The organism is Paenibacillus sp. FSL P2-0136, assembly GCF_037975325.1.
Classification (GTDB): domain Bacteria; phylum Bacillota; class Bacilli; order Paenibacillales; family Paenibacillaceae; genus Paenibacillus_AQ; species Paenibacillus_AQ silagei.
Map to the genome: position 1 here is coordinate 1844017 of NZ_CP150244.1, position 21949 is coordinate 1865965.

18 protein-coding genes and 1 pseudogene are annotated in these 21949 nt (G+C 52.8%); 12 read left to right on the forward strand and 7 right to left on the reverse strand.

Features of this window, described 5'->3' with window-relative positions:
• Nucleotides 1–3 precede the first annotated feature (3 nt).
• A complete protein-coding gene (locus NYE26_RS07625; RefSeq protein ID WP_209872878.1) occupies nt 4–873 on the reverse strand; it encodes an AraC family transcriptional regulator in 870 nt (289 codons plus the stop codon).
• Between the two features lie 74 nt (nt 874–947).
• Here NYE26_RS07625 and NYE26_RS07630 point away from each other — a divergent pair, with 74 nt between their 5' ends.
• The 4 genes and pseudogenes from NYE26_RS07630 to NYE26_RS07645 all read left to right on the forward strand — a co-directional run.
• Nucleotides 948–1838: a pectinesterase family protein gene (locus NYE26_RS07630; protein ID WP_339255010.1), complete on the forward strand. Its 891-nt coding sequence runs from the start codon at nt 948–950 to the stop codon at nt 1836–1838.
• 56 nt (nt 1839–1894) lie between these two features.
• Complete coding sequence (locus tag NYE26_RS07635; RefSeq protein ID WP_339255011.1) at nt 1895–2929, forward strand: alpha/beta hydrolase family protein; 1035 nt, start codon at nt 1895–1897, stop codon at nt 2927–2929.
• Between the two features lie 35 nt (nt 2930–2964).
• Entirely contained in the window at nt 2965–4092 is a 1128-nt protein-coding gene (locus NYE26_RS07640) for a glycoside hydrolase family 88 protein (RefSeq protein ID WP_036721368.1), read from the forward strand.
• Nucleotides 4089–4184 (forward strand): annotated as a pseudogene (locus tag NYE26_RS07645) (phosphoribulokinase); the annotation flags it as partial. The gene NYE26_RS07640 and the pseudogene NYE26_RS07645, both read left to right, overlap by 4 nt.
• An 80-nt stretch (nt 4185–4264) precedes the next feature.
• Here the strand turns inward: NYE26_RS07645 and NYE26_RS07650 are convergent.
• Entirely contained in the window at nt 4265–4756 is a 492-nt protein-coding gene (locus tag NYE26_RS07650; protein ID WP_339255012.1) for a DinB family protein, read from the reverse strand.
• 524 nt (nt 4757–5280) lie between these two features.
• Between NYE26_RS07650 and NYE26_RS07655 the strand changes: the two genes are divergently transcribed.
• The 7 genes from NYE26_RS07655 to NYE26_RS07685 all read left to right on the forward strand — a co-directional run bounded on the left by NYE26_RS07655 (nt 5281) and on the right by NYE26_RS07685 (nt 14576).
• Nucleotides 5281–7884, forward strand: coding sequence for an S-layer homology domain-containing protein (locus NYE26_RS07655; protein ID WP_339255013.1), 2604 nt, complete (start codon nt 5281–5283; stop codon nt 7882–7884).
• A gap of 193 nt (nt 7885–8077) precedes the next feature.
• Nucleotides 8078–8827: a response regulator transcription factor gene (locus tag NYE26_RS07660; RefSeq protein WP_339255014.1), complete on the forward strand. Its 750-nt coding sequence runs from the start codon at nt 8078–8080 to the stop codon at nt 8825–8827.
• The gene (locus NYE26_RS07665; RefSeq protein WP_209872862.1) at nt 8824–9759 is read left to right on the forward strand and encodes a sensor histidine kinase; all 936 of its coding nucleotides are present in this window, start codon (nt 8824–8826) and stop codon (nt 9757–9759) included. The genes NYE26_RS07660 and NYE26_RS07665 overlap by 4 nt, the downstream gene beginning before the upstream one ends.
• Before the next feature lie 104 nt (nt 9760–9863).
• A complete protein-coding gene (locus tag NYE26_RS07670; RefSeq protein ID WP_076079106.1) occupies nt 9864–10781 on the forward strand; it encodes an ABC transporter ATP-binding protein in 918 nt (305 codons plus the stop codon).
• Entirely contained in the window at nt 10774–11466 is a 693-nt protein-coding gene (locus NYE26_RS07675; protein ID WP_339255015.1) for an ABC transporter permease, read from the forward strand. The genes NYE26_RS07670 and NYE26_RS07675 overlap by 8 nt, the downstream gene beginning before the upstream one ends.
• Before the next feature lie 241 nt (nt 11467–11707).
• Nucleotides 11708–13525 (forward strand): ATP-binding protein, encoded by a 1818-nt coding sequence (locus tag NYE26_RS07680; protein WP_339255016.1) that lies wholly within the window; start codon nt 11708–11710, stop codon nt 13523–13525.
• A gap of 250 nt (nt 13526–13775) precedes the next feature.
• Entirely contained in the window at nt 13776–14576 is an 801-nt protein-coding gene (locus NYE26_RS07685; protein WP_339255017.1) for a methyltransferase domain-containing protein, read from the forward strand.
• Between the two features lie 401 nt (nt 14577–14977).
• On the opposite strand, the gene NYE26_RS07690 is transcribed toward NYE26_RS07685, so the two are convergent.
• From NYE26_RS07690 to NYE26_RS07700, 3 genes are all read right to left on the reverse strand, one after another.
• Nucleotides 14978–15823, reverse strand: a complete 846-nt coding sequence (locus NYE26_RS07690) for a DegV family protein (RefSeq protein WP_339255018.1) — start codon at nt 15821–15823, stop codon at nt 14978–14980.
• A 152-nt stretch (nt 15824–15975) separates the two neighbouring features.
• Entirely contained in the window at nt 15976–16836 is an 861-nt protein-coding gene (locus tag NYE26_RS07695) for an AraC family transcriptional regulator (protein WP_339255019.1), read from the reverse strand.
• A gap of 109 nt (nt 16837–16945) precedes the next feature.
• Complete coding sequence (locus tag NYE26_RS07700) at nt 16946–17239, reverse strand: hypothetical protein (protein ID WP_339255020.1); 294 nt, start codon at nt 17237–17239, stop codon at nt 16946–16948.
• A 63-nt stretch (nt 17240–17302) separates the two neighbouring features.
• Here NYE26_RS07700 and NYE26_RS07705 point away from each other — a divergent pair, with 63 nt between their 5' ends.
• Complete coding sequence (locus tag NYE26_RS07705) at nt 17303–18010, forward strand: HAD family hydrolase (RefSeq protein WP_339255021.1); 708 nt, start codon at nt 17303–17305, stop codon at nt 18008–18010.
• Here NYE26_RS07705 and NYE26_RS07710 read toward each other — a convergent pair.
• Nucleotides 18000–20318 carry a glycoside hydrolase family 65 protein gene (locus NYE26_RS07710; RefSeq protein ID WP_339255022.1) on the reverse strand — a complete coding sequence of 773 codons (2319 nt, stop codon included), beginning with the start codon at nt 20316–20318 and terminating at the stop codon, nt 18000–18002. The genes NYE26_RS07705 and NYE26_RS07710 overlap by 11 nt on opposite strands.
• Before the next feature lie 652 nt (nt 20319–20970).
• A complete protein-coding gene (pgmB, locus tag NYE26_RS07715; RefSeq protein WP_339255023.1) occupies nt 20971–21633 on the reverse strand; it encodes a beta-phosphoglucomutase in 663 nt (220 codons plus the stop codon).
• Between the last annotated feature and the right edge of the window lie 316 nt (nt 21634–21949).

Consider the following 21949-nt stretch of genomic DNA (forward strand, 5'->3'; position numbering starts at 1 on the left):
ATACTACCCTCCAGACTCCGGTGCAGGCAGTGCCCCTGCTTCCTTGCGGTACTGGAGCGGGGTCAGGCCGGTTGATTTCTTGAAAGTTTTATTGAAATGGGACAGATGCTCGAAGCCGACTGCCCCAGCAATCTCCTGGATTCTGGCGGGGGTACCGGCCAGCAGGCGCTGGGCCTCGCGGACCCGGATATGGACGATATATTCCCGGAAATGAAAGCCGGTCAGGCGATGAAATACCCGGCTCAAATAGGACGGACTGATGAAAAAGTCCTTGGCGGTCTCTTCCAGCGTAAGCGCTTCCCGGTAATGGGCACGGATATAGGTGGCGACATCGGTTACCAGATGGTGCAGCGGATGGAGGGTCCCGCCGGACTGGGCCGTGCTCTCCGAACGCTGGAGCAGAATCATCAGCTCGGTCAATAGCGCGGTGACACAGGCTTCGTACAAGGGCCGACGGAGGCGGGATTCCTCCAGCATGCGGTTCAGCAGGGACTCCGCTTCATTCTGCTCGCGCAGAGTCAGCCTGAACAAGCGGTAGCGGCGGCTCTGGAACCACTGCTGCTCGTCCCTCAGCACCGGGGGCAGCAGCAGCGGGTCATAGTTGATCAGGATCCGCTCGAACTCGGCCTTCTCAGAGCTGGCCGTGGAATGGAGCTCGCGGCCGGGAATCAGAATCAGCTCGCCTTTGTGAACCGTAACCACCCGGTCGTCCACGAAATATACACGCTCCCCGTCCGTCAGATAATACAGCTCAGTCCATTGATGGCTGTGGGGGCGCGGCATGGCAGTGATGCCTTTGCGTTTCATATGCTGGATGCTGAAGCGTCCGTCTTCAAGATAATATTTGGGATTAGGGCCAGATACGCTGTTCATACATCTCCTCTTCTCCTGGAAGCTGTTACGGTTATTATAGAATACATTCAGGTTGCTGTGAAAGGAGCCGTTCAATGTTAATGATAGTCTCGAAGAATGCCGGAGAAGGATTCAGCAGTCTGCAGGAGGCGCTGGATTCCATTCCGCCGGGGGAGATGCAAGCCGTAACCATACGGATTAAGCCCGGGATCTATGAGGAAAAGGTTACGGTTGTCCGCGAAGCCCCGCCCATCCTGCTGCTGGGAGAGGATCAGCATTCCACGATTATCTCGTGGAATGATAATGCCCATACGCTCGGTACAGACGGTGAACCGCTGCGTACCTTCCGCACCGGGACGCTGAACGTGTTCGCAGAAGGCTTCACTGCCGAGAATCTGACCATCCGCAACACTTCCGGCCCGGGAACAGGACAGGCGGTCGCGGCGTTCGTGGATGCCGGGCAGGCTGTGTTCCGGCGTGTGCGTCTGCTAGGGGATCAGGATACCCTATATACCGGGCCGGGGCGGCAATATTATGATGATTGCTACATTGAGGGGGATGTGGATTATATTTTTGGCCCGGCCACCGCGTTGTTTGACCGCTGCCATCTCCATAACAAGCGCTCCAGAGGGTATATCACAGCGGCTTCAACGCCGGAGGGAGCCGCCTTCGGTTATGTGTTCCTGGATTGCCGGATTACCGGCGGCGAAGGGGTAAGTGAGTGCTATCTCGGACGCCCTTGGCGCCCTTACGCGCATGTCGCCTTCATCCGCACGGTGATGGACGGATCGGTGACCGGAGAAGGCTGGCATAACTGGGGGCAGCCGGACCGGGAGCAGTCCAGCCGCTATGAAGAGTACGGCAGCAGCGGCCCGGGCGCTTGCCCCGAAGGCCGGGTGGCGTGGTCTCGCCAGTTAACTGCGCAGGAAGCCGCACAGTACCGGATCCTGTCTGTGCTGGACGGCTGGCATCCCGAGGGATATTAATCACTTGGACCGTGGTACACCCGGACCCAGGCATTCAGGATTGGAGGATTTCCCTGATGGAATCACTTGAACAATATATCAATCAACTGACGGCGTCTGCACCGCGCAGCTCTGCCTTCAGCGCAGACCTTCCATTCGGACAATGGAGGGCATCCCTTACCGCGAGGTTCATAGAGCGGCTGGGCGGATTCCCTTCTCAGAGGGCGGCACTTGAACCGGTACAGCTGGAGCGTACAGTCTGCAGCGGATATATCCGTGAACGTATAGAGATCACTACCTATGAAGGACTTAGAATGGCCCTGTATCTCCTGATCCCGGAAGAGCCGGCAGGCTCTCCCTGCCCGGCTGTGCTGGCTATTCACGGGCATGGCTACGGCAGCCGCGAGATTACCGGCTTGAACCCGGACGGGTCGGAGCGGACGGGGGACCCGGGACTGCATAAGGATTTTGCCGTCTCCCTGGTGAAGCAAGGCTTCGTCGTTGCGGCTCCCGAGGTACTTGGTTTCGGAGACAGGCGTCTGGCTGAGGATCTTGCCAGCGGCGAGCCCGGACGTAATTCCTGCTTCCGCCTGTCCGCGGCGCTGCTGATGACAGGGCAGACGATGGCAGGCTTCCGCATCTATGAGACGATGCGGGCGCTGGATTATCTGCAGCAGCGGGACGAGGTGGAGGGTGAGCGGATCGGCATTATGGGCATCTCCGGCGGCGGGCTGGTGGCAGGCTTCACGGCTGCACTGGATGAACGGATCAGCAGTGCGGTGGTCAGCGGCTACGCCAATACGTTCCAAGACAGCATTCTCACGCGGAATCATTGTCTGGACAATTACATTCCGGGCATTCTGCTGGAAGCGGAGATGCCGGATCTGCTGGGCCTGATTGCACCGCGCGGGCTGTTCCTGGAGGCGGGGGATGCGGACCATCTGTTTGGTCCCGCCGCCGCGAGGCAAGCCTTGGACCGGCTGGAGCTGATTTATGCGGCAGAGGGCCGTGGAGGGCGACTTGCGGCGGATTTTTTCACAGGGGGTCATGAGATTCATGGGGAACCGGCGTATGCCTGGCTGCTTAAGCAGCTTGCCGGTCCGCAGGAGTAGGGTAACAGGTAGCGCAAATGACAGGAGGAATAGAGATGTCTATATCAGAAGCAGTAAGCACAGGCTTATCCCGCAGAATCGCGGATACCTTCATCGGACAATGCAATGAACAAGGGGAGCACGAGTATGTAATGGAGCGCTGGGCGTATGTCCCCGGCATGCTGCTGATGTCAGTGGCCCGGGCCGGGATGCAGCATAACGAGCCTGAGTACCTCTCGTTCATGCAGCGGCATATGGACAGCTTCATCGGGGAGGACGGAAGCATCCGCTCCTATTCGCTGGAGGAATATAACCTGGATCAGATCAATCAGGGCAAGAATCTGTTCTGGCTGTACCGTCAGACGGGTGAACAGCGCTACGCGGAAGCCGCTCATCTGTTGGCAGCGCAGCTCATCGGACAGCCCCGGACCTCCGAAGGCGGCTTCTGGCATAAGAAAATATATCCCTTCCAGATGTGGCTGGACGGATTATACATGGCTTCGCCGTTCCTGGCCGAATACGGGGCAGTCTTCGGGCGCCCGGAGCTGATCGATGAAGCTGCCCGTCAGCTGCTGCTGATTGAGCGCCGAACCCGTGATCCCCGTACCGGCCTGTTCTATCACGGCTGGGATGAATCCCGGGAGCAGGAGTGGGCGGATTCCTCCACCGGATTGTCGGCCCATTTCTGGAGCCGGGCGATGGGCTGGTATGCGATGGCCGCCGTGGACTGCCTGGAGCACTTCCCGTTGACCCATCCGCAGCGGGGAACGGTGATGGGGATTTTTCAGCGGATGTGCGGTGCGCTGGTTGAGGTGCAGGATAAGGAGAGCGGCCTCTGGTATCAGGTGCTGGATCAGGCGGGACGCAAGGGCAACTACCTCGAAGCGACAGGCTCATGCATGTTCGTCTATGCGATGGCCAAAGCCCTGCGGCTGCGCTATCTGGAGCCTTCCTTCAAGGCAGCGATGTTAAGCGGCTACGAGGGAATCCTTAAGCATCTGGTGACCGAAGATGAACAAGGCGTTCATCTACACCAGATCTGTCACGGGGCAGGGCTCAGCAAAGACCGCAACGGCTCCTACGATTACTACATTTCCGAAGAAGTTGTATCTGATGTACCTATGGGTGTTGCGCCGCTGCTGCTGGCTTCTCTTGAAGTGGAGAGGTATGTTGCCGGGCAATAATGAAGTCCCACGAACAGCGCAGAATTCAATATGAGTTATTCATGCATCCGGTTCATGAGAGGTTCGATATTGTGATTAGGAATCAAGATTAAGCATCGTTTATATCCAAAAGAATGATCAAAAGCTGCGGCTCCATCTATCCAGATTTCAGTGGACAGACGGGGCCGCAGTTTTATGATTTAGGGACCGCAACTGATGCTGCATATTTCTCTATCTGCTTCTTATGATGCTTGTCGTGGGAGATGAAATCTCTCAGATACTTGCGGATACTGAATTTCTTGCCGTCACCATCGGGATGATTCTGTTCTAGCGCCGCATCGCTGAAGGAGGCCGCAAGTCCGGTAATCTTGGTCCGGTACAGGACGAATTGGCGGATGGCTTCCTGCCGGGTTACTGTCCTGGCGTATAGAACCGCATTGGCATTGAATGCATTGAAGTCCAGATGTTCGGCTGTCAGCGGCAGGCCTTCTTGGATTTTGACCAGGGCCTCCTCATAAAAGTATTTGTCCCACAGCATGATGTGGCAAAGGACATCCTGCAGGGACCATTTTCCGGCCTCCAGCGGAGCCTCCCAGTCTGCATCTTCCATGCTGTCCAGCGATTGAATATAGGGGATGAAGGATTCGAATTCAAGAATGAGCTGCTTGTTGGTTTTGGCTGCCATGATCATACCACCTTGTCTGTCAGATTGAATAAGAGATTATATCATTCATTATAATAGGAGGAACTGGACGACAGCCTGTCAGGTTCGCAGAATTCATAGACTGGATGATATGACTAGAACCGGGCAGTCATTAGGCGGTATTTTCACTTTCCCGGTTAGAAAATAAAATCCGGAAATATACCAATCTTTTACCGGAATCATGCTATAATTTTAACGGATTCATAGGGCTTAAGGATCAGTTAGAGCAAGGAAATTTATAATTTGTATGCTTTTATAACTACATAGTCGGGGGAATCAGTTTGTTTATCAAAAGAAGTGTAAGCAAAAAAGTAGTCGCTGGAGCACTAGCCATATGTCTTGCGATATTGCCGGCAGGCGCAGCTTTTGCGGGTATTGCGCCGGATCTGGCAGGAAACTGGGCCAAGAATCAAATCAGTAAATGGATGGATCAAGGTCTGATCTCCGGCTACCCGGATGGGGAATTCAAGCCGGATAACCCGGTCACCCGGGCGGAATTAACGGTTTTGATTAATAGGGCTTTTGGATTCACTGAAACGAAAAAAGCTAATTTTAACGATATCTCCAGCAGTAAATGGTATTATTCAAGTATTTTGCAGGCTAATGCTGCAGGTTACATTCAAGGCTACGAGGATGGGACCTTTAAGCCTGATCAGAAGATCAACCGGCAAGAGCTGGCTGTGATCATCAGCAAGCTGCTTAAGCTGACAGCACCGGCTGCGGCTCCTGATTTCAAGGATATTACTAAGAGTGCAGCTTGGAGCAAAGGTGCGATCGGGGCTGTCAGTGAACAAGGTATCATGAAGGGTTCCGGTGATGGGAACTTTCGGCCTCTCGCTTATACAACCCGGGCAGAGACCGTAGTCATTTTGGATAGGGCTCTATCGGTGCTAAATGCAGATTCCGATGAATATGTAATCATCTATGAAACACCAGGTATATATGGTCCGTTGTCAGGAATGTCGGAAGTAGATAGTGATGTAGTGGTCAGCGTGCCGGGTATCACACTCCGTAATATGAATATCACTGGAGATCTGCTGCTGGGAGAAGGCATAGCTGAAGGCGATGTGCGGCTCCAGAATGTAACAGTAAGAGGCAATACCGCAATTGAAGGCGGCGGGGTGAACAGTATTCATCTTGCCGATTCCACACTGGGTTCTGTACGTGTTGACAAGGAAGATGGCAGTGTAAGAGTGGTCGCTGAAGGAAAGACCCAAATCCATAACCTTCAGATTCAGTCCGCTGCTGCCGTTGAATCCCTCACCGGAGCTGAGATCAGCACTCTCACGTTATCTCCTGAAATTCCAGCGGATGCCCGCATTCTGTTGACCGGCAGCTTCAAGGCTGTAAATATTCTTGCCTCACGCCTTAACATCGAACTCAGCGGGGGCACTGTGGAGGCAGTCAATCTTGATAAAACAGCGGGCAGTAATAAATTGTCCAATAGCAGCAATATCAAGTCCATGACAATGAACGCCGGTATACAAATATCAGGTAAAGGCAACATCGGGAATGCGGTTGTCAACGCTTCGGGCATTACAATGGAGAATGCTCCAGGTAAACTTACGATCGGCACAGATGTTCCGGCAGATGTGAAAGTAAATATAGCCGGTTTTGATCTAACGGTTGCTGCGTCTTCGGCGGCCCCAACAGCGGCTGTACTAGTTGGCGGCGGAGGGGGAGGAACTGGTGGAGGCGATGGAGGTGGCAGTACACCGGCGCCAACAGCGGCACCAACACCAGTACCAACGGAAGAACCGACACCGGCACCAACACCAGTACCGACGGAAGAACCGACACCGGCGCCAACACCAGTACCGACGGAGGAACCAACACCAGCTCCAACACCAGTACCGACGGAGGAAGCAACACCAGCACCAACACCAGAATCAACAGCGACGCCAACGGCGGTGACTTCACCGTCACCGCCGCCGTTAGCGACACCAACAGCGGTGTTTTCACCGACACCTTCGCCGTCCCCATCCTCGTGGCCGGAAGTAACACCGACACCCACACCTTGGTCAACGGCAACGGCATCTCCAACACCGCCTGTTCTTAATCTTAGTCTTATACAAGGGGTCATTGAGCGTGCAGACGGGAAGGTTGTAGATTCAGGCACTATATACGTAGAACGGGATAGCGATAGCGATCATACGATTTACACCGCTGGAGTGATGAACGGGCAATTCTTGATGAATTTGCCGGATGGGACGTACAGAATTTACTCCATGCGTTCCACAACTACACAAGAGAGCATTTCACTTTACTATACGTTTTACGTTATGAATGGCAAAGCAGATAGAGAGGTGCATATTCTCATTCCTGAGCAGCAGGCAGGTACGATTCAGTATTCGGACGGGACTATAGTTGAGAATGGAGAAATTTTTGTACAGCGCCTGGACAGTGGACCGATTGGCTGGTATAGTGCCGAAATCCAAGCAGGCAGGTTTAACTTTAATTTACCCGACGGTCATTATAACGTAGAAATGTTAATCTATGGCGAAACCAACAATCAATTAAGAATTAATTATTTATTTGAGGTCATTGACGGGAAGAGCAATCTGAATATAAAATTGCCTCCCAAAATAGAAGGAAATATTACCTTCGTGGACGGCTCCCCGATTGACGACGGATGGCTGGAAATTAGAAAAATGAATGCTCAGAATTTCGGGGTTTATACGGTCAATGTGGTTGCAGGTAAGTTTGCTCTTTATTTGCCGGATGGCGACTATAACATACAGCTGCTGAACATTAAGAATTCAGAAAGTATAGCCTTACGCACACAGATAACAATTGTCAATGGTGAACCTGCCGCCGGACCGATTGATATCAAGGTACCTTTAGCAATATCAGGCAAGATCTATAATGAGGATGGAACTCCACATGCTAATGGAGTGCTAATGATTACTGAGGCCGGTACGGATTCTCCGCTTTCCTATGCAGCAAAAGTTACCAATGGCAATTTTGATTTTTATCTGCCGGATGGGGAATACGATGTATTATTCTATTGGGATGCTGAGCATCAAAAGAGAATCGATATAAATCGTAAATTTAAAGTTGAAGAGGGCTTGCTTGTTGATCCCCTCGATATTATTTTGGCTAAGGAATAATAACCGAATAGAGCAGATGATCAGGAAAACAGAGCAGCGCTTCTCCCATTGCCGGAGAGCCGCTGCTCTGTTGCATGTAAACCTTATTCAATAGTCATTCAGTACACAACCGTATGTATGGTTAGCTCTTTTTAGTAGAATCGCGTCTGCAGCATTGATATACTTTAACAAATAGGAGTACGGGAGGTTCATTATGCAACAGAGGGTGCTGCTGATCGAAGATGATAAAGCGATCAGCGAAATGGTTCATTCTTATTTGACCAAAGAGGGCTATGAGGTAGAGACCGCATATGACGGGGAAGCGGCGGTGAGCAAGTTCGTCGGAGGTCTTCCTTATGATCTGGTGCTGCTGGATCTGATGCTGCCGAAGCGCAGCGGCACGGATGTGCTGCAGATGATCCGCAGCGGCAGCCTTGTGCCGGTGCTGATTATGTCGGCAAAGGACAGCGATGTGGACAAGGCGCTGGGGCTGGGCTTCGGCGCGGATGATTATATTACCAAGCCGTTCTCGATGATTGAACTGGCAGCCCGGGTGAAGGCGGCGATCCGCCGGGCGGGGTATGCTGCATCTGGAAGCCAGGCTGCTGCCGGGAGCGGGGTGCAGGATGGCGGAGAGACACAGCCGGAGAAGCCGAAGGGAATCGAGCTGCGCGGGCTGAGCGTGGACCTGGATAATTTCTCCGTGCGGAAAAACGGGCAAGAGCTGAAGCTGACCGCCAAGGAGTTCCACATCCTGAAGCTGTTCGTGAGCAGTCCGGGCCGGGTATTCACCAAGGCGCAGATCTACAGCCAAGTCTGGGAAGAGGATTATTATGGCGATGAGAATGTAATTAATGTACATATGCGCAGATTGCGCGAGAAAATTGAGGATGATCCCTCCCATCCGGAGTATATCAAAACGCTGTGGGGGATCGGCTACAAGCTGGGGGATGTGCTGCTGTGATTATTCTGTTGCTGGTTCTGCTTGTACTGTTGCTTGTGGTCACTACGTTACAGTTCTTGAAATCACGGCAGCATGCCCGCCAGTTGGACTACATTCACTATAAGCTGGAGAGCATTATAGAAGGCGGATCGCATGAGCGGCTGCTGCTGATGAGCAGCAGTCCGCAGGTGCAGCAGCTGCTGACCGACCTGAACCGGCTGCTGGATGTCAATCATCAGGGAGCGGCTAAGCGGAGTAAGCTGGAGCAATCCATGCGCGGAATGCTGGCGAATGTGTCGCATGATCTGAAGACGCCCCTGACGGTGGTGCTGGGCTATATTGAGACGCTGCTGCATGATGAGGCGATATCCAAGGAAGAGCAGGAACGGATGCTGCGGACGATTCATACCAAGGCAGGTGAGGTCATTGTGCTGATGAACCGGTTCTTTGATCTGGCGAAGCTGGAGTCGGGGGACCGGGATATCCCGCTCTCGCGGGTAGAGCTGGGCGAGGTCTGCCGCCGGAATATTCTCTCCTTCTATGATCTGCTTAGTGAGAGCGGCACGGAAGTGCAGATCGAGATCCCGGAAGAGCCGCTTCATATCATGGGCAACGATGAGGCACTGGACCGGATTCTGACGAATCTGCTGTCCAACGCGATTACCTACGGTAATGCAGGGGGAGTGTTGGGGCTGAAGCTGTACCCTGACGCCGGACGGGTCTGCATAGAAGTGTGGGACCGGGGCAAGGGCATCGCCGAAGGCCACGAGGATAAGGTGTTCGAGCGGCTGTACACCCTGGAGGATTCGCGTAACCGCGATTATCAGGGCAGCGGCCTGGGACTGACGATTACGAAGCGGCTGACCGAGCAGATGAACGGGACTATTTCCCTGAGCAGCCAGCCGAATGTGCGTACGGCATTTACGCTCTCTTTTCCCAGACAGTCCTTCTGAAGCTTCTTAAGAATTAAGTAAGATTTCAGTAAGAAAAAAGCAAATTCCGCCCTGTAGAATAAATACCAGGAAGAACAAGACGATGCTAAAGGGGATAACGGAAAATGACAACGATACTCCGGACATGGGATCTGACCAAGGTCTATGAGGATAAGGAAATTGTTAGCAGTGTGAATATGGAGATTAAGCAGGGTGAAATTTACGGATTCCTGGGACCGAACGGCGCCGGCAAAACAACGGTGATGAAAATGATCACGAATCTGGTGAAGCCGACGGCGGGCGAGATTGAATTTGCCGGGGAGAAGATGACCCACCGCTCTTACGACATGCTTAAGCGCATGGGCAGCATTATTGAATACCCGGTGTTCTACGACAAGCTGAGTGCCCGCGAGAATCTGGCGCTGCATGGGGAATATATGGGCTTTTATGATGCCAATGCGATAGAGGAAGCGCTCGAATTAGTGAAGCTGAGAGCCGTGGACAGCAAACCGGTGAAGAATTTCTCCCTGGGGATGAAGCAGCGGCTGGGCATTGCCAGAGCGGTCATGACCAAGCCGGAGCTGCTGATTCTTGACGAACCGATTAACGGGCTGGACCCGCTTGGAATCAAGGAGCTGCGCGAGGTGTTCCGTATGCTGAGCCGTGATTATGGCATGACCCTGCTGATCTCCAGCCACATTCTGGGTGAAATCGAACAGATTGCCGACACGATCGGCGTAATTCGTGAAGGGGTGCTGGTGGAGCAGGTGGCAATGGATACGATCCGGAGCCAGCAAACCCAGTATATCGAGCTGGTGACCAGCGAGTGCACGAAAGCCGTCTTCGTCCTGGAGGGGAAGCTGGGCCTCCGCAATTACAAGGTGCTTGACCCGCGGACCATTCGTGTCTATGAAGACATCCCGCAGCTAGAGCTGAGCCGGGCCCTGTCCGCAGCAGAGGTGGAGCTGGAGAGTATGAGCAAGAAGCATCATTCGCTGGAGGATCATTTTGTGGAACTGATGGGGGGCGTCAACCATGTTTAAGTTAATCCGGCTGGAGCTGCGCAAGAGTAAATTCACTTTTCTTAAGGGCGTGCTGATTGCGGATCTGGCCATTCTTACTGCTATGATCTTGCTGATTTTTACAGGGATGGATGATGGGGAATTCGATACTTATGGCGAGATTTTTCAAGGAGTATTCATATTTGTAAAAGCGACTTATATCGTCTTCGCCTCTGTGTTGCTTAGCAAGCTGGTCATCGACGAATACAAAAACAATACGATTACTGTGTTGTTCACGTACCCGGTACCGCGCAAAATGCTCATGGCCGCCAAGCTGATCATTGTCTTTTTGTTTACCTTCTTCGGCATTTTGCTGTCGGATATTGCCATCAGCAGCCTTCTAGCAGGAAGCTTGTATGTGTTCCCGAATGTTATTCAGGAGACATTGACCCGGGAGCTGATTACTACTCACCTGCTCAGCGCGGGGACGGATGCGCTATACGCGGCAGGCATCGGGCTGATTCCGTTATACTTCGGAATGCGCCGCAAATCCGTAACGGCCACGATTGTTTCCGCCGTGTTGATCGTCTCGCTGATATCCTCTGGCAACAGCTTCGGCGGCTTCCGCATGGGTGACCTGCTCGGGATCTCGGTTGGCCTGGCCCTGGCCGGGGTGGCGGTTGCCTACTTCTCGATCCGCAATATCGAGCATCAGGATGTAAGCTGAGGCTGCCGGAATCGAAGCCGGTCCACTCTTAGAAATGAAGCAGACAGTGCGGTCCTCCTGAAGGACTTGCACTGTTTTTGTTGTTGTACAGCCCGGTTAGTGCTATGTTTTTCTGGCGACCGCTAACGTTTTTTTTGCTATAATAGGAACTAATTCAGAGAGTTCTACATAATCAGAGCGTTTCTGCAGTCTTCGGACGCTAACGATAGCAGGGTTGAAGGAGCAGCGGAGGAGGTGGGCTATGCTTAAGGACTGGGCTTCTATTCTGGACAACGCGCTATCTGGTGAAAGTGCTTATAGGGCGTTGTTCGATCATCATCCGGACTTCATCATTGTGCTGGACAGGCAGGGAAGGTACAGGGACAGTAACCGGATGTTAAGTGCCGAGGAGGCAGGCAGACTGAACGATTGCCGGATGCATCCGCCCGGTGAGGCTCATTTCGCAGCTGCCCTGGCCGGGATTACATCGAGCTTCGAGCTGGCCGTGGAAGCCTCGGAAGGACATGAAGAGACGGGGAGAGGGGCCGGCGGTGCTGAGTCTGAGGGAAATTATGGTGCTGGAAGTGCGGGAAGTACCAGTGCTGGAAATGTGGTAAGTGCTGGTGCTGGAAGTACTGAGAGTGCTGGGAGTTCTGGAAGTGCCAAGGGAACGGGAAATGCTTGCGGTTCAGGGGTTACGGTACGCTATGTGCCGCTTCACACAGACGAAGGCATTGCCGGTGTATTCGCTATCCTCCATGATCCCGGGAACCGCCCCCTGTCCAGTCTGCTGCATAGCTGGGTGAGCATGAGCAGCAGTCTTGCGGCAGGTGCTGAGCGGAATGTGCAGGCAGGAGACGAGTGTTCTGCGTATGCGGATGAAGTGGCCGCCGCGAAGGATGACGAGGAGCTGCCGCAGGCCGAATTCGTGTTCGAGATGGCCGAGGACAAACGGCTTAGCCTCATTCTGAACTCCGTCTCTGCCGGGATTTTCGGCCTGGACAACCTCGGCCGGACCATCTTCATTAACCGTGAAGGGGCAGAGATGCTGGGCTACGAGCCGTCAGAGCTGACGGGGCTGCCGATGATGGAGATAATCCATTACATGCATGGAGGCGCGCCCCTCCATTCTCTGCTGGAGTGTCCCATCACGCTTACCCTGCAAGACGGAGTTACCCGCAGCAAGGCGGATGAAGTGTTCTGGCGCAAGGATGGGACCAGCTTCTTCGTGAATTACCGGATCGCTCCGCTGCTGGACAGAGGGATGATCTGCGGTGTGGTTATTTCCTTCAGCGATATTACGAACGAGCGGGAGATTCTCCGCGCCAAGGAATCGGCAGAGCGGGCCGCACAGGCCAAGTCGGATTTCCTGGCAATGATGAGCCATGAGATCCGTACGCCGATGAACGGAATGATCGGTATGGCCGACCTGCTACTGGAGACCGAGCTTGGGGAGGAGCAGCGCAGCTACGCCGAGATTCTGCGCAGCAGCAGCTACAGCCTGCTGCAGATTCTTAATGACATCCTTGATTTCAGCAAGATGGAGGCGGGCAAGATGCCGCTGCAATCCGAACGCTTTGATCTGCGGGAGATGCTGGAGGGCATTATTGATCTGTTCACTCCAAAGGCGGAGGAGAAGAAGCTCTCTTTGCGCTGGTGGGCAGATACCAGTGTGCCGGACATCGTCACGACCGATCCGAGCCGGCTGCGCCAGATTATCGTCAATCTGGTAGGCAACGCGCTGAAATTCACCGATCGGGGCAGTGTCACCTTGTCAGTCAAGAACATCCCGCTGCCTGCCTCACCGGAATATCTGCTGGAGTTCTCGGTCCGTGATACCGGTGTAGGCATTGCCGACAGCAAGCTGAATCTGCTCTTCCAGTCCTTCTCCCAGCTGCATCCGTCCATTAACCGCAAATACGGCGGAACCGGACTGGGACTTGCCATCTGCAAGCAGCTCGTGGAGCTGATGGGCGGAACGATCTTCGTGGAGAGCGAGGAGGACCGGGGATCGATCTTCCGGTTCATGCTGCCTTTTATGAAGGAAGAGGCGGAGCTGGAGCCGGAGTTACTCTCCTGAGGGTTAACCGGAGCCGGGGGCTGACGCTCACTTGTGTTCTCGTATATCGAGGACAATCACCTGTATTCTCAACTATCAAGCCAGACAACCCGTTCCCCAAGATACAGTGGGGCGGGTTATTTCTGTTCGTTATATCGACTTTAACGCATGGGTAGCGCAAACCATTGGATTTCAGCTTGTTGCATTATAACCGGATTATAGTAAAATCAGAAAGTGCTATTACCAAATTCTTCTTACAAGGGGGAGTAACATGCAAGAGCAGATGTCACGTACGAATAAGGCGGCTTGGGAGACAAAAGCCTATCAGGCTTGGACGCAGTACCATGGTTCACCTGAGGAGCTTGCAGTGCAGCTGCAGCAGGATCCCGCACATACACTGCGGTATTGGCTCAAGTACACGGGCGATCCGTCAGGCTTGAAGGTGCTGAATCTGCTTGGCTCTCACGGCAGGAAGGCCATTTGCTTCTCGTTGCTTGGCGCTGATGTTACCGTCGTGGATATTTCGGAAGAGAACCGCTTATATGCCTGCGAGGTAGCGGAAGCAGCGGGGGTGAAGCTGGATTACATCTGTGCAGACGCAATGAATATCCCCGGAGAAGAAGCCTTGGGAACGTTCGACGTGGTGCTGATGGAGTTTGGGATTTTGCATTATTTCACTGATTTGAATGCGGTGTTTGCCTTGGTCCGCAGACGGCTGAAGGTAAATGGACGACTTCTGCTGACCGACTTCCACCCGTTCGCCAGGGCATGGCTGACCACGAAGACGCTACAGCATCCCACCGGCAATTATTTTGACGATACGCTTAGAGAAAGTGAAGTTGCGTTCGCCAAGCTGCTTCCTGAAGAGGAGCGTTCCGGCTTAGGACAAGTGGTGGTGCGGAGCTGGACGCTGGGGGATATCCTGACCTCTGTCGCTTCGCAAGGATTATATATCCGTACCTTCGAAGAAATCAAGAGTGCCGAGCACCCGGGATTCCCCGAATTCTACACGCTGGTTGCCGATGCTGTTGAGGTACTGTTAAGACCGTTATATCCTGATAGGACAACGTAATAGTATCAAGCAAGCTAACAGCAGGTCTCCATTTGGGGACCTGCTGTTAGCTTGAAGCAAGTAGGCGGAATGTAATCGAAAAACCGATCACATTGTGCAATCGTGAGGCAAGAGAGCCAAATGTAATCGAAAAACCGATCACATTGCACTATCGTGAGGCAAGTGAGCCAAATGTAATCGAAAAACCGATTACATTGCACTATCGTGAGGCAAGTGAGCCAAATGTAATCGAAAAACCGATTACATTGCACTATCGTGAGGCAAGTGAGCCAAATGTAATCGAAAAACCGATCACATTGTGCAATCGTGAGGCAAGTTAGCCAAATATAATGGAAAAACCGATCACATTGTACTGGCGCTATGGCAAGTGGGCCCAAATGTATTGTGTGGGCCCACCCACTCTAGCGCATATACATCAGACCTACCGTAGCAGGTCCGCAGTGACTCCCGATGACGCAGCCGGCATGAATGACGGCGATTTCCTTAACATCAGTCTGCGCGCGCAGCGCGGTCTCCAGCATCTTGGCATCCTCTTCTGCCAGCGTATGGGCAATAATGAGCAGCTCCTTGTCCATATCGGCGGCATTCGCCAGCGCATGGTGGAGCATCTGTTCCACGGCCTTCTCCTTCTTGCCGCGGATGCGGGCAACGGGGACAATGGCTCCGTCCACCAGCCGGAGAACCGGACGGATCTTCAACAGGCTGCCGATAAAGTTCTGCATCCCAGAACAGCGGCCACCCATGTATAAGTAGTCCAGCGTATCGACAACGAATTCCGATTCTACCCGGTTACGGGCTTCAGTAATCATTGCTGCGATGTTGGCAGCGCTCTCGCCTGCGGCTGCGGCACGTGCAGCCTTTATGACCAGCAACGCGATTCCGCCGCATAAGGTCTCAGAATCTACGACATGCACCCGGCCCTCCGGGAATTCACCCGCTGCCAGTAGAGCATTCTGATATGTAGAAGATAGAGCAGAGGATAGACTGATATAGACAATATCATGGCCGCTGCTGATCACGGGCTGAAACGCGGCGATGAAATCAGCAGGGGAAGGTGCAGCGGTCTTAGGCAGGGCACCGCCCGCAGCAACCCGGCGGTAGACCTCCTCGGGGGTAATTTCGACCCCGTCCTTGAAGGTACCGTTCTCAAAAACTACATATAACGGCACAATGCCGATATCATATGTGTCCTTCCAGCCTTGCGGCAAATCGGAAGTGCTGTCTGAAAAGATTTTTACGATAGACATGAATATCTCCTTCACCGATCTCGGATGAGAATACACTAGATTATGAAAACTATAATCTATTTATTATACCAAGCTTGGGAAGAATCTCAAAACAAAAAAACAGCTCCACCGTCCATGCAGACAGCGAAGCTGTTCCCAAATTAGCTCAGCTCTTATTTCTTCATTACCGGAATCCACACTTCACACACATAATCCTCAGCTGACGTATCGCCGGGCGGGTATAGCTCAATCTCAGGTCCGCCGGTATGCTCATAGCCGGTTCCAGGGAACCATTCCTGATAGATCCGCTGCCAAACCCCTTGAATCGCATGCGGCAAAGCACCCTCGGACCGGAAGACCGCCCAGCTGGCGGCCGGAACGACAGTGGTCTCATACCCTTGTGCATCTGTCTCCGGCGTTCCTTCCACCCCGATCCAGTAGGTAAGCTGTTCCTTTTTCATATCCATATCCGTGCAGATGCCAAGCCATTCGCGGGAAGACGCAAGCTCGATCAACTTATCGGAAGTGCCGTCCTCATTGCATTCGTCCCAGAACTGCGGGATTCTCCGGAGATTCTCCCCGTCCCGGGTAGTTACCTCTATTGATTTGCCGATGACGGTAAAAGCTGGTTTATCCACGATTTTGTAGTCCATGTCCTGATCTCCCTTCAATGATAGGTGGAACGAGATGCGGGGGAAGGCTTTGAGCTGTACGCCGGACTTACGCGCTTCCGAGGGGGTAATCCCATGGGCTTTGCGGAACGCCTTGGCGAAGGACTCCGGCGAGTCGTAACCGTATTTCAGCGCCACATCCAGCACACGGACCTTGGACACGGCCAGCTCCTGGGCGGCCAGCGTCAATCTGCGCTTGCGGATATAGTCGGCCACGGTGAAGCCGGTCAGCATACTGAACATGCGCTGGAAGTGGAACGGTGAGACAAAGGCCACCTCAGCCACTTCCTCAATGCGCAGCGTTTCAGTCATTTTCAGCTCCATATAGTCCAGTGCATTCTTCATTCGGATCAGCCATTCCAAGCTCCCCATCTCCTTCTGAAATCATCCTATCATAACACCGCACAAATGTTCCTGTTATTCTCTGCTCATTAATGACAGGGTTCCGCCTGCGTCCTATCCACCTATGATGTCATACTTGAAGGGGTTTGTCAGCATTCGTTAGACTACCCGATCCGGCAGACTCTAGGATCAGCCACTTTTCACCTTCCAGGGTGCGGGTATAGGCATAGATATATTCATGCTCCTGCAGCAGCAGCTCATAATCGGCATAAACCATAATGGGATGCTGCTTACGCAGACGAATCAATTCTTGATAATAATAAAATACCGAGTCCGCATCAGCCAGTGCCTGCTCCCCATTAATCTCGGTGTAGCGCGGGTAGATCAGGTAGACTACGGCTTCTTTCCAAAAGGCTCTTTTCATAAATGTAGCTCCATTACCATGGTATATTAGGTTTATAGATTACAAGGGAATGGAGGGATTGGATTGACAATTCAAGCGGTTCTTTTTGATTTGGATGGAACATTGCTAGACCGGGATACATCCCTGTTAAAGTTCGTACAAGATCAATACCGGCGTTACCCGGAGCTTCAGATTGTTGATTATGATTTGTTTGTTCAGCGCTTTATCGAGCTTGATAATCACGGTTACCTGTGGAAGGACAAAGTATATCAACAGATCCTACAAGAGTTCTCTATTTCGAAGCTGGACTGGAACTTGCTATTGGATGATTACTTATACAACTTCCAGCAACACTGTACAGGTTTCCCGAATTTATTAAGTATGCTTACTGAACTGAAGAATCATGATCTGAAGATTGCCTTAATCTCGAACGGTTATGGTCAATTTCAATACGATAATTTCAAGGCATTGAACATCGGGCATTTATTCGATGAGGTGCTTATCTCCGAATGGGAGGGACTCCGTAAACCAGATCCGTCCATCTTTCATCGTGCATTAACAAGATTAGGTGTAGACGCGGGCAATGCTCTTTTTGTTGGCGATCATCCGGATAACGATATTCGGGCAAGCCGCGAAGCGGGAATGAAGGCCGTCTGGAAACGGAATCAACAGTTTGTCACAGTGGCCGAAGCGGATGCAGTCATTGATGATTTGGCAGAATTAGTGGAGCTCTTATTGAAAAAAGCCCCGAAGAAGCCATACATCTTCGGGGCTGATAAGCTTACACCGTGACGGAAGCGCCCCCGGCACTAACGCTACCCAGTCCATTCACCGTATAATCCTTGCCGTGAATGGTGAGGGAGGCTGGAACCTCGGTTTCGTTGCTGACGGTAACCTGTGCATCGGTCACGGTCACTTTTAGCCGGGAGCCGCGGAACATAATTTTGAACGAATAGGAGGTCCAGTGTCCAGGATTAGACGGGTTTAGAACCAGCCGGTCGTTCAGCACGCGAAGTCCGCCGAAGCCGTGAACAACGGACATCCATGTACCCGCCATGCTGGTTGTATGGCAGCCGTCCTCCGTATCGTTATTGTAATTGTCGAGATCCAGGCGTGAGGTCCGCAGGTACATCTCATACGCCTTCTCCTTGTAGCCCAGCTCACTGGCCAGAATGGAATGGATGCAAGGGGAGAGGGAGGACTCATGCACGGTGATCGGCTCGTAAAAGTCGAAGTTGCGCTTCTTGGTCTCCAGATCGTAGCGGTCGCCCAGGAAATAGAGTCCCTGCAGCACATCCGCCTGCTTGATGAAGCAGGAGCGCAGAATCCGGTCCCATGACCATTTCTGGTTCAGCGGCAGGTTCTCCGGCAACACATCCTTGACCTGAATGATCTCCTTGTCGAGGAAGCCGTCCTGCTGGAGGAAGATTCCGCGTTCCTCATCAGCCGGATAGTACATTTTGGCGATAATCTCACTCCACTTGGCCGTTTCACTCTCCAGCAGCTCCAGCTTGTCGGCCAGCTCAGTGTAACGCGAACCCTCATTCTCCTGCACATAGGCCAGAGCCTCAAGCGTGTATTCCATCGTCCAGGCGGCCATCCGGTTCGTGTACCAGTTGTTATTGACGTTATTCTCGTATTCATTCGGGCCGGTGACGCCCAGCATCACGTATTTGTCCTTATGCGCCACATAGTTCACACGCTCCTCCCAGAAGCGCGCAATCTCCACCAGCACCTCCAGGCCGTATTGAGCCAGATAAGCCTTGTCGCCGGTATAATTCACATAGTTATAGATGGCATAGGCAATCGCGCCGTTGCGGTGAATCTCCTCGAATGTAATCTCCCACTCGTTGTGGCACTCCTCACCGTTCATCGTGACCATCGGGTAGAGCGCGCCTTTGCGGTAGCCGAGCTTACGGGCGTTCTCCTTGGCCTTCTCCAGGTGCTTGTAGCGGTAGATCAGCAGATTGCGGGCAATCGCGGAGTCGGCGGTACTGAGATAGAACGGCACACAATAGGCTTCCGTATCCCAGTAGGTGCTGCCGCCGTATTTTTCCCCGGTGAAGCCCTTCGGTCCGATGTTGAGCCGGTCATCCTCGCCCGTATACGTCTGATTCAGCTGGAAAATATTGAACCGGATCGCCTGCTGCGCCGACACATCACCCTCGATAATAATGTCGCTCTCTTTCCACTTGTCGCCCCAAGCCGTTGCCTGCTCCGTGAGTAGCGCCACGAATCCAGCTTCCTGGGCACTCTGAAGTGCAGCCGATGCGGCATCCACGAGCTGTCCCAGCCCGTAATTGCGGGAGGTCACATTCGCAGCATACTTATAAATAACCAGCTGATCGCCGGATTGTACCGGAACATTCACTGTACTGCCCACATATTTGTCCTGCTCCAACACCTCTGCTTCGGACGCAACCGGCTCCCCATTCAGCAGAATGTCGAAGACGAAGGCGGAGGTGACATGGAAATCAAGCTTTTTGGTCTTCAGGGTCAAATGTCCGCCTTCTGGTCCGGCCTTCTTCTCCACTTCGTTCCAGAACTTCTCGTCATAGTTGGAGTCCTTGTTCTTGATATCGCCGTCCAGGTAGGGGGTTACGGTAATATTCCCTGCAAAATTGAGCGGAGTGAGCGAATAGCGGATCGCCCCGATCTCCTGACGGACCATGCTGACGATGCGGATGCTCTCAACCTTAACGATTTTGCCGTCTTGAGTGGTTGCGGTGAAGCTGCGTGAGAGCGTGCCTTCCTTCATATTGAGTACGCGGCGGAACTCTGTAACTGTGCAGGTAGCCAGATCCAGCGGGGTTCCGTCCAGCTCGATGTTAATTCCGATCCAGTTGGTGCTGTTCAGCACTTTGGCAAAATACTCCGGGTACCCGTTCTTCCACCAGCCGACCCGTGTCTTGTCAGGGTAATAGACGCCGGCCATATAGCTGCCTTGCAGGCTGGGTCCGCTGTACTGCTCCTCGAAGTTGGCTCTCCCGCCCATGTATCCGTTCCCGATACTAAATACGCTTTCGGATATTTCCTGGGTCTGCGGATCAAAGGACTCTTCGATAATGGACCATTCGTTGATTGTTAAGTATTGTTTCATGATTTTGGCTCCTTTAAGGGGGATATGAAATGAACTGAACCTCGTAATAAAATTATGGTGACTACATCGCCACTGCGCGAAAAATTTGGGCTTCCGGCCGCTGTTATAATCAGATTTCTTTATTGAAGTGGTTCTCAGCGGATGAAATCTGATTATAAAGGCGGTCGCTAACGCTCCTACAGCTCCAAACTTTCACTCCGCAGCTTCATCCCCATGAGTTTAATAACTACCTTCAGTTCTTTTACTGAGGGTAGGGTAGAAGATGCAAGTGCAGCATTCGCTCTGACTGATGATCTGAGCTGATGATCTAAACTGATGATCTGAACGGATGAGTGCAGGGAGTAATTGACGCTTTCTGCACCATGAGCGAAGCTCAGAGGTTCAGACTTAGAGTTAGTTGTATTTTGTGCATTAAAAAGTTGCGATTAGAGGGACTTGAGTCGTATTACTGTAGTCTGTACAACTAAATCTGCCCTAAAAGGTCATATCAGCTTAAAAGGGATAGCATAATTGTACAAAGTACAACTAAGCCGATAACCGGGGGATAAATTGGCAATATAGTTGTACAAAGTACAGTTAGGCTGTCCGGCGGACTAGAGATGCCGCTTGAGCGGAAGGGCTCACGGCTAGGCTCAGGCTCTGTTACTATTCGTCATACAGTGGCAAAAGATTCCTTCAGTGTGGCAACAGTAAGCTGCCGCAGGGAAGGGACAACTAGTGTGGCTCCGCCTAGCGTCTCGGGTGAGCCTATGCCCACGCTGCGCATACCTGCGCGGGAAGCGGCCAGGATACCGGCTGCGGCATCCTCGAAGACGACGCAGTGTGCGGGAACGGTGTCCAGAGCCTGCGCACCCAGCAGGAAGACCTCCGGGTCAGGCTTGGCCGCGCTGGTATGCGTGCCGTCGATGATGGCATCGAAGTATGGGGTCAGGCCGGTATTGTTCAGGATGGTCATCGCGTTCTTGCTGGCGGAGCCGAGGGCTACCTTGATGCCGGCGGTCCGGCATTCTTGCAGAAAGTCCAGGGCGCCGGGCAGAATCTCCGAGCTGTCCATCTTGGCGATATACTCGACATAGCGGTTATTCTTTTGCTCCGCCAGCCGGGCTTTCTCGTCTTCACCAAGTGTGATGCCGCCGATCTCCAGCAGAATATTCAGCGAAGCGGCCCGGCTGACGCCCTTGAGCCGCTCATTATCCTGCTCTGTGAAGACAAATCCAAGCTCTTCGGCCAGCTCCCTCCAGGCAATATAGTGATACCGGGCAGTGTCCACGAGAACACCGTCCAGATCGAACAGGCAGGCTTTGATATCTGACATGTTGAACCTCCTAATATGATTAGTTAACAATTAGATGTGGTTATCGCGCCAACTGGGCAAGAATCCTGCAAAATATGCAACATTTCTCTGCGAATCATGCCCCGCTGGCGGAAATCCTGCACAAAATGCAACAATCGGTGAAAGCTGGGTGCCAACTGGGCAAGAATCCTGCAAAATATGCAATATTTCTCTGCGAATCGTGCCCTGCTGGTGGAATTCCTGCAAAAGGTGCAACAATTCCTATTCACACGAGGGGCGAACAGTGAAAACTAAAAAAGTGTGTATCAGCCCCAGCCTCACCGCCAGTAGCCGCAGG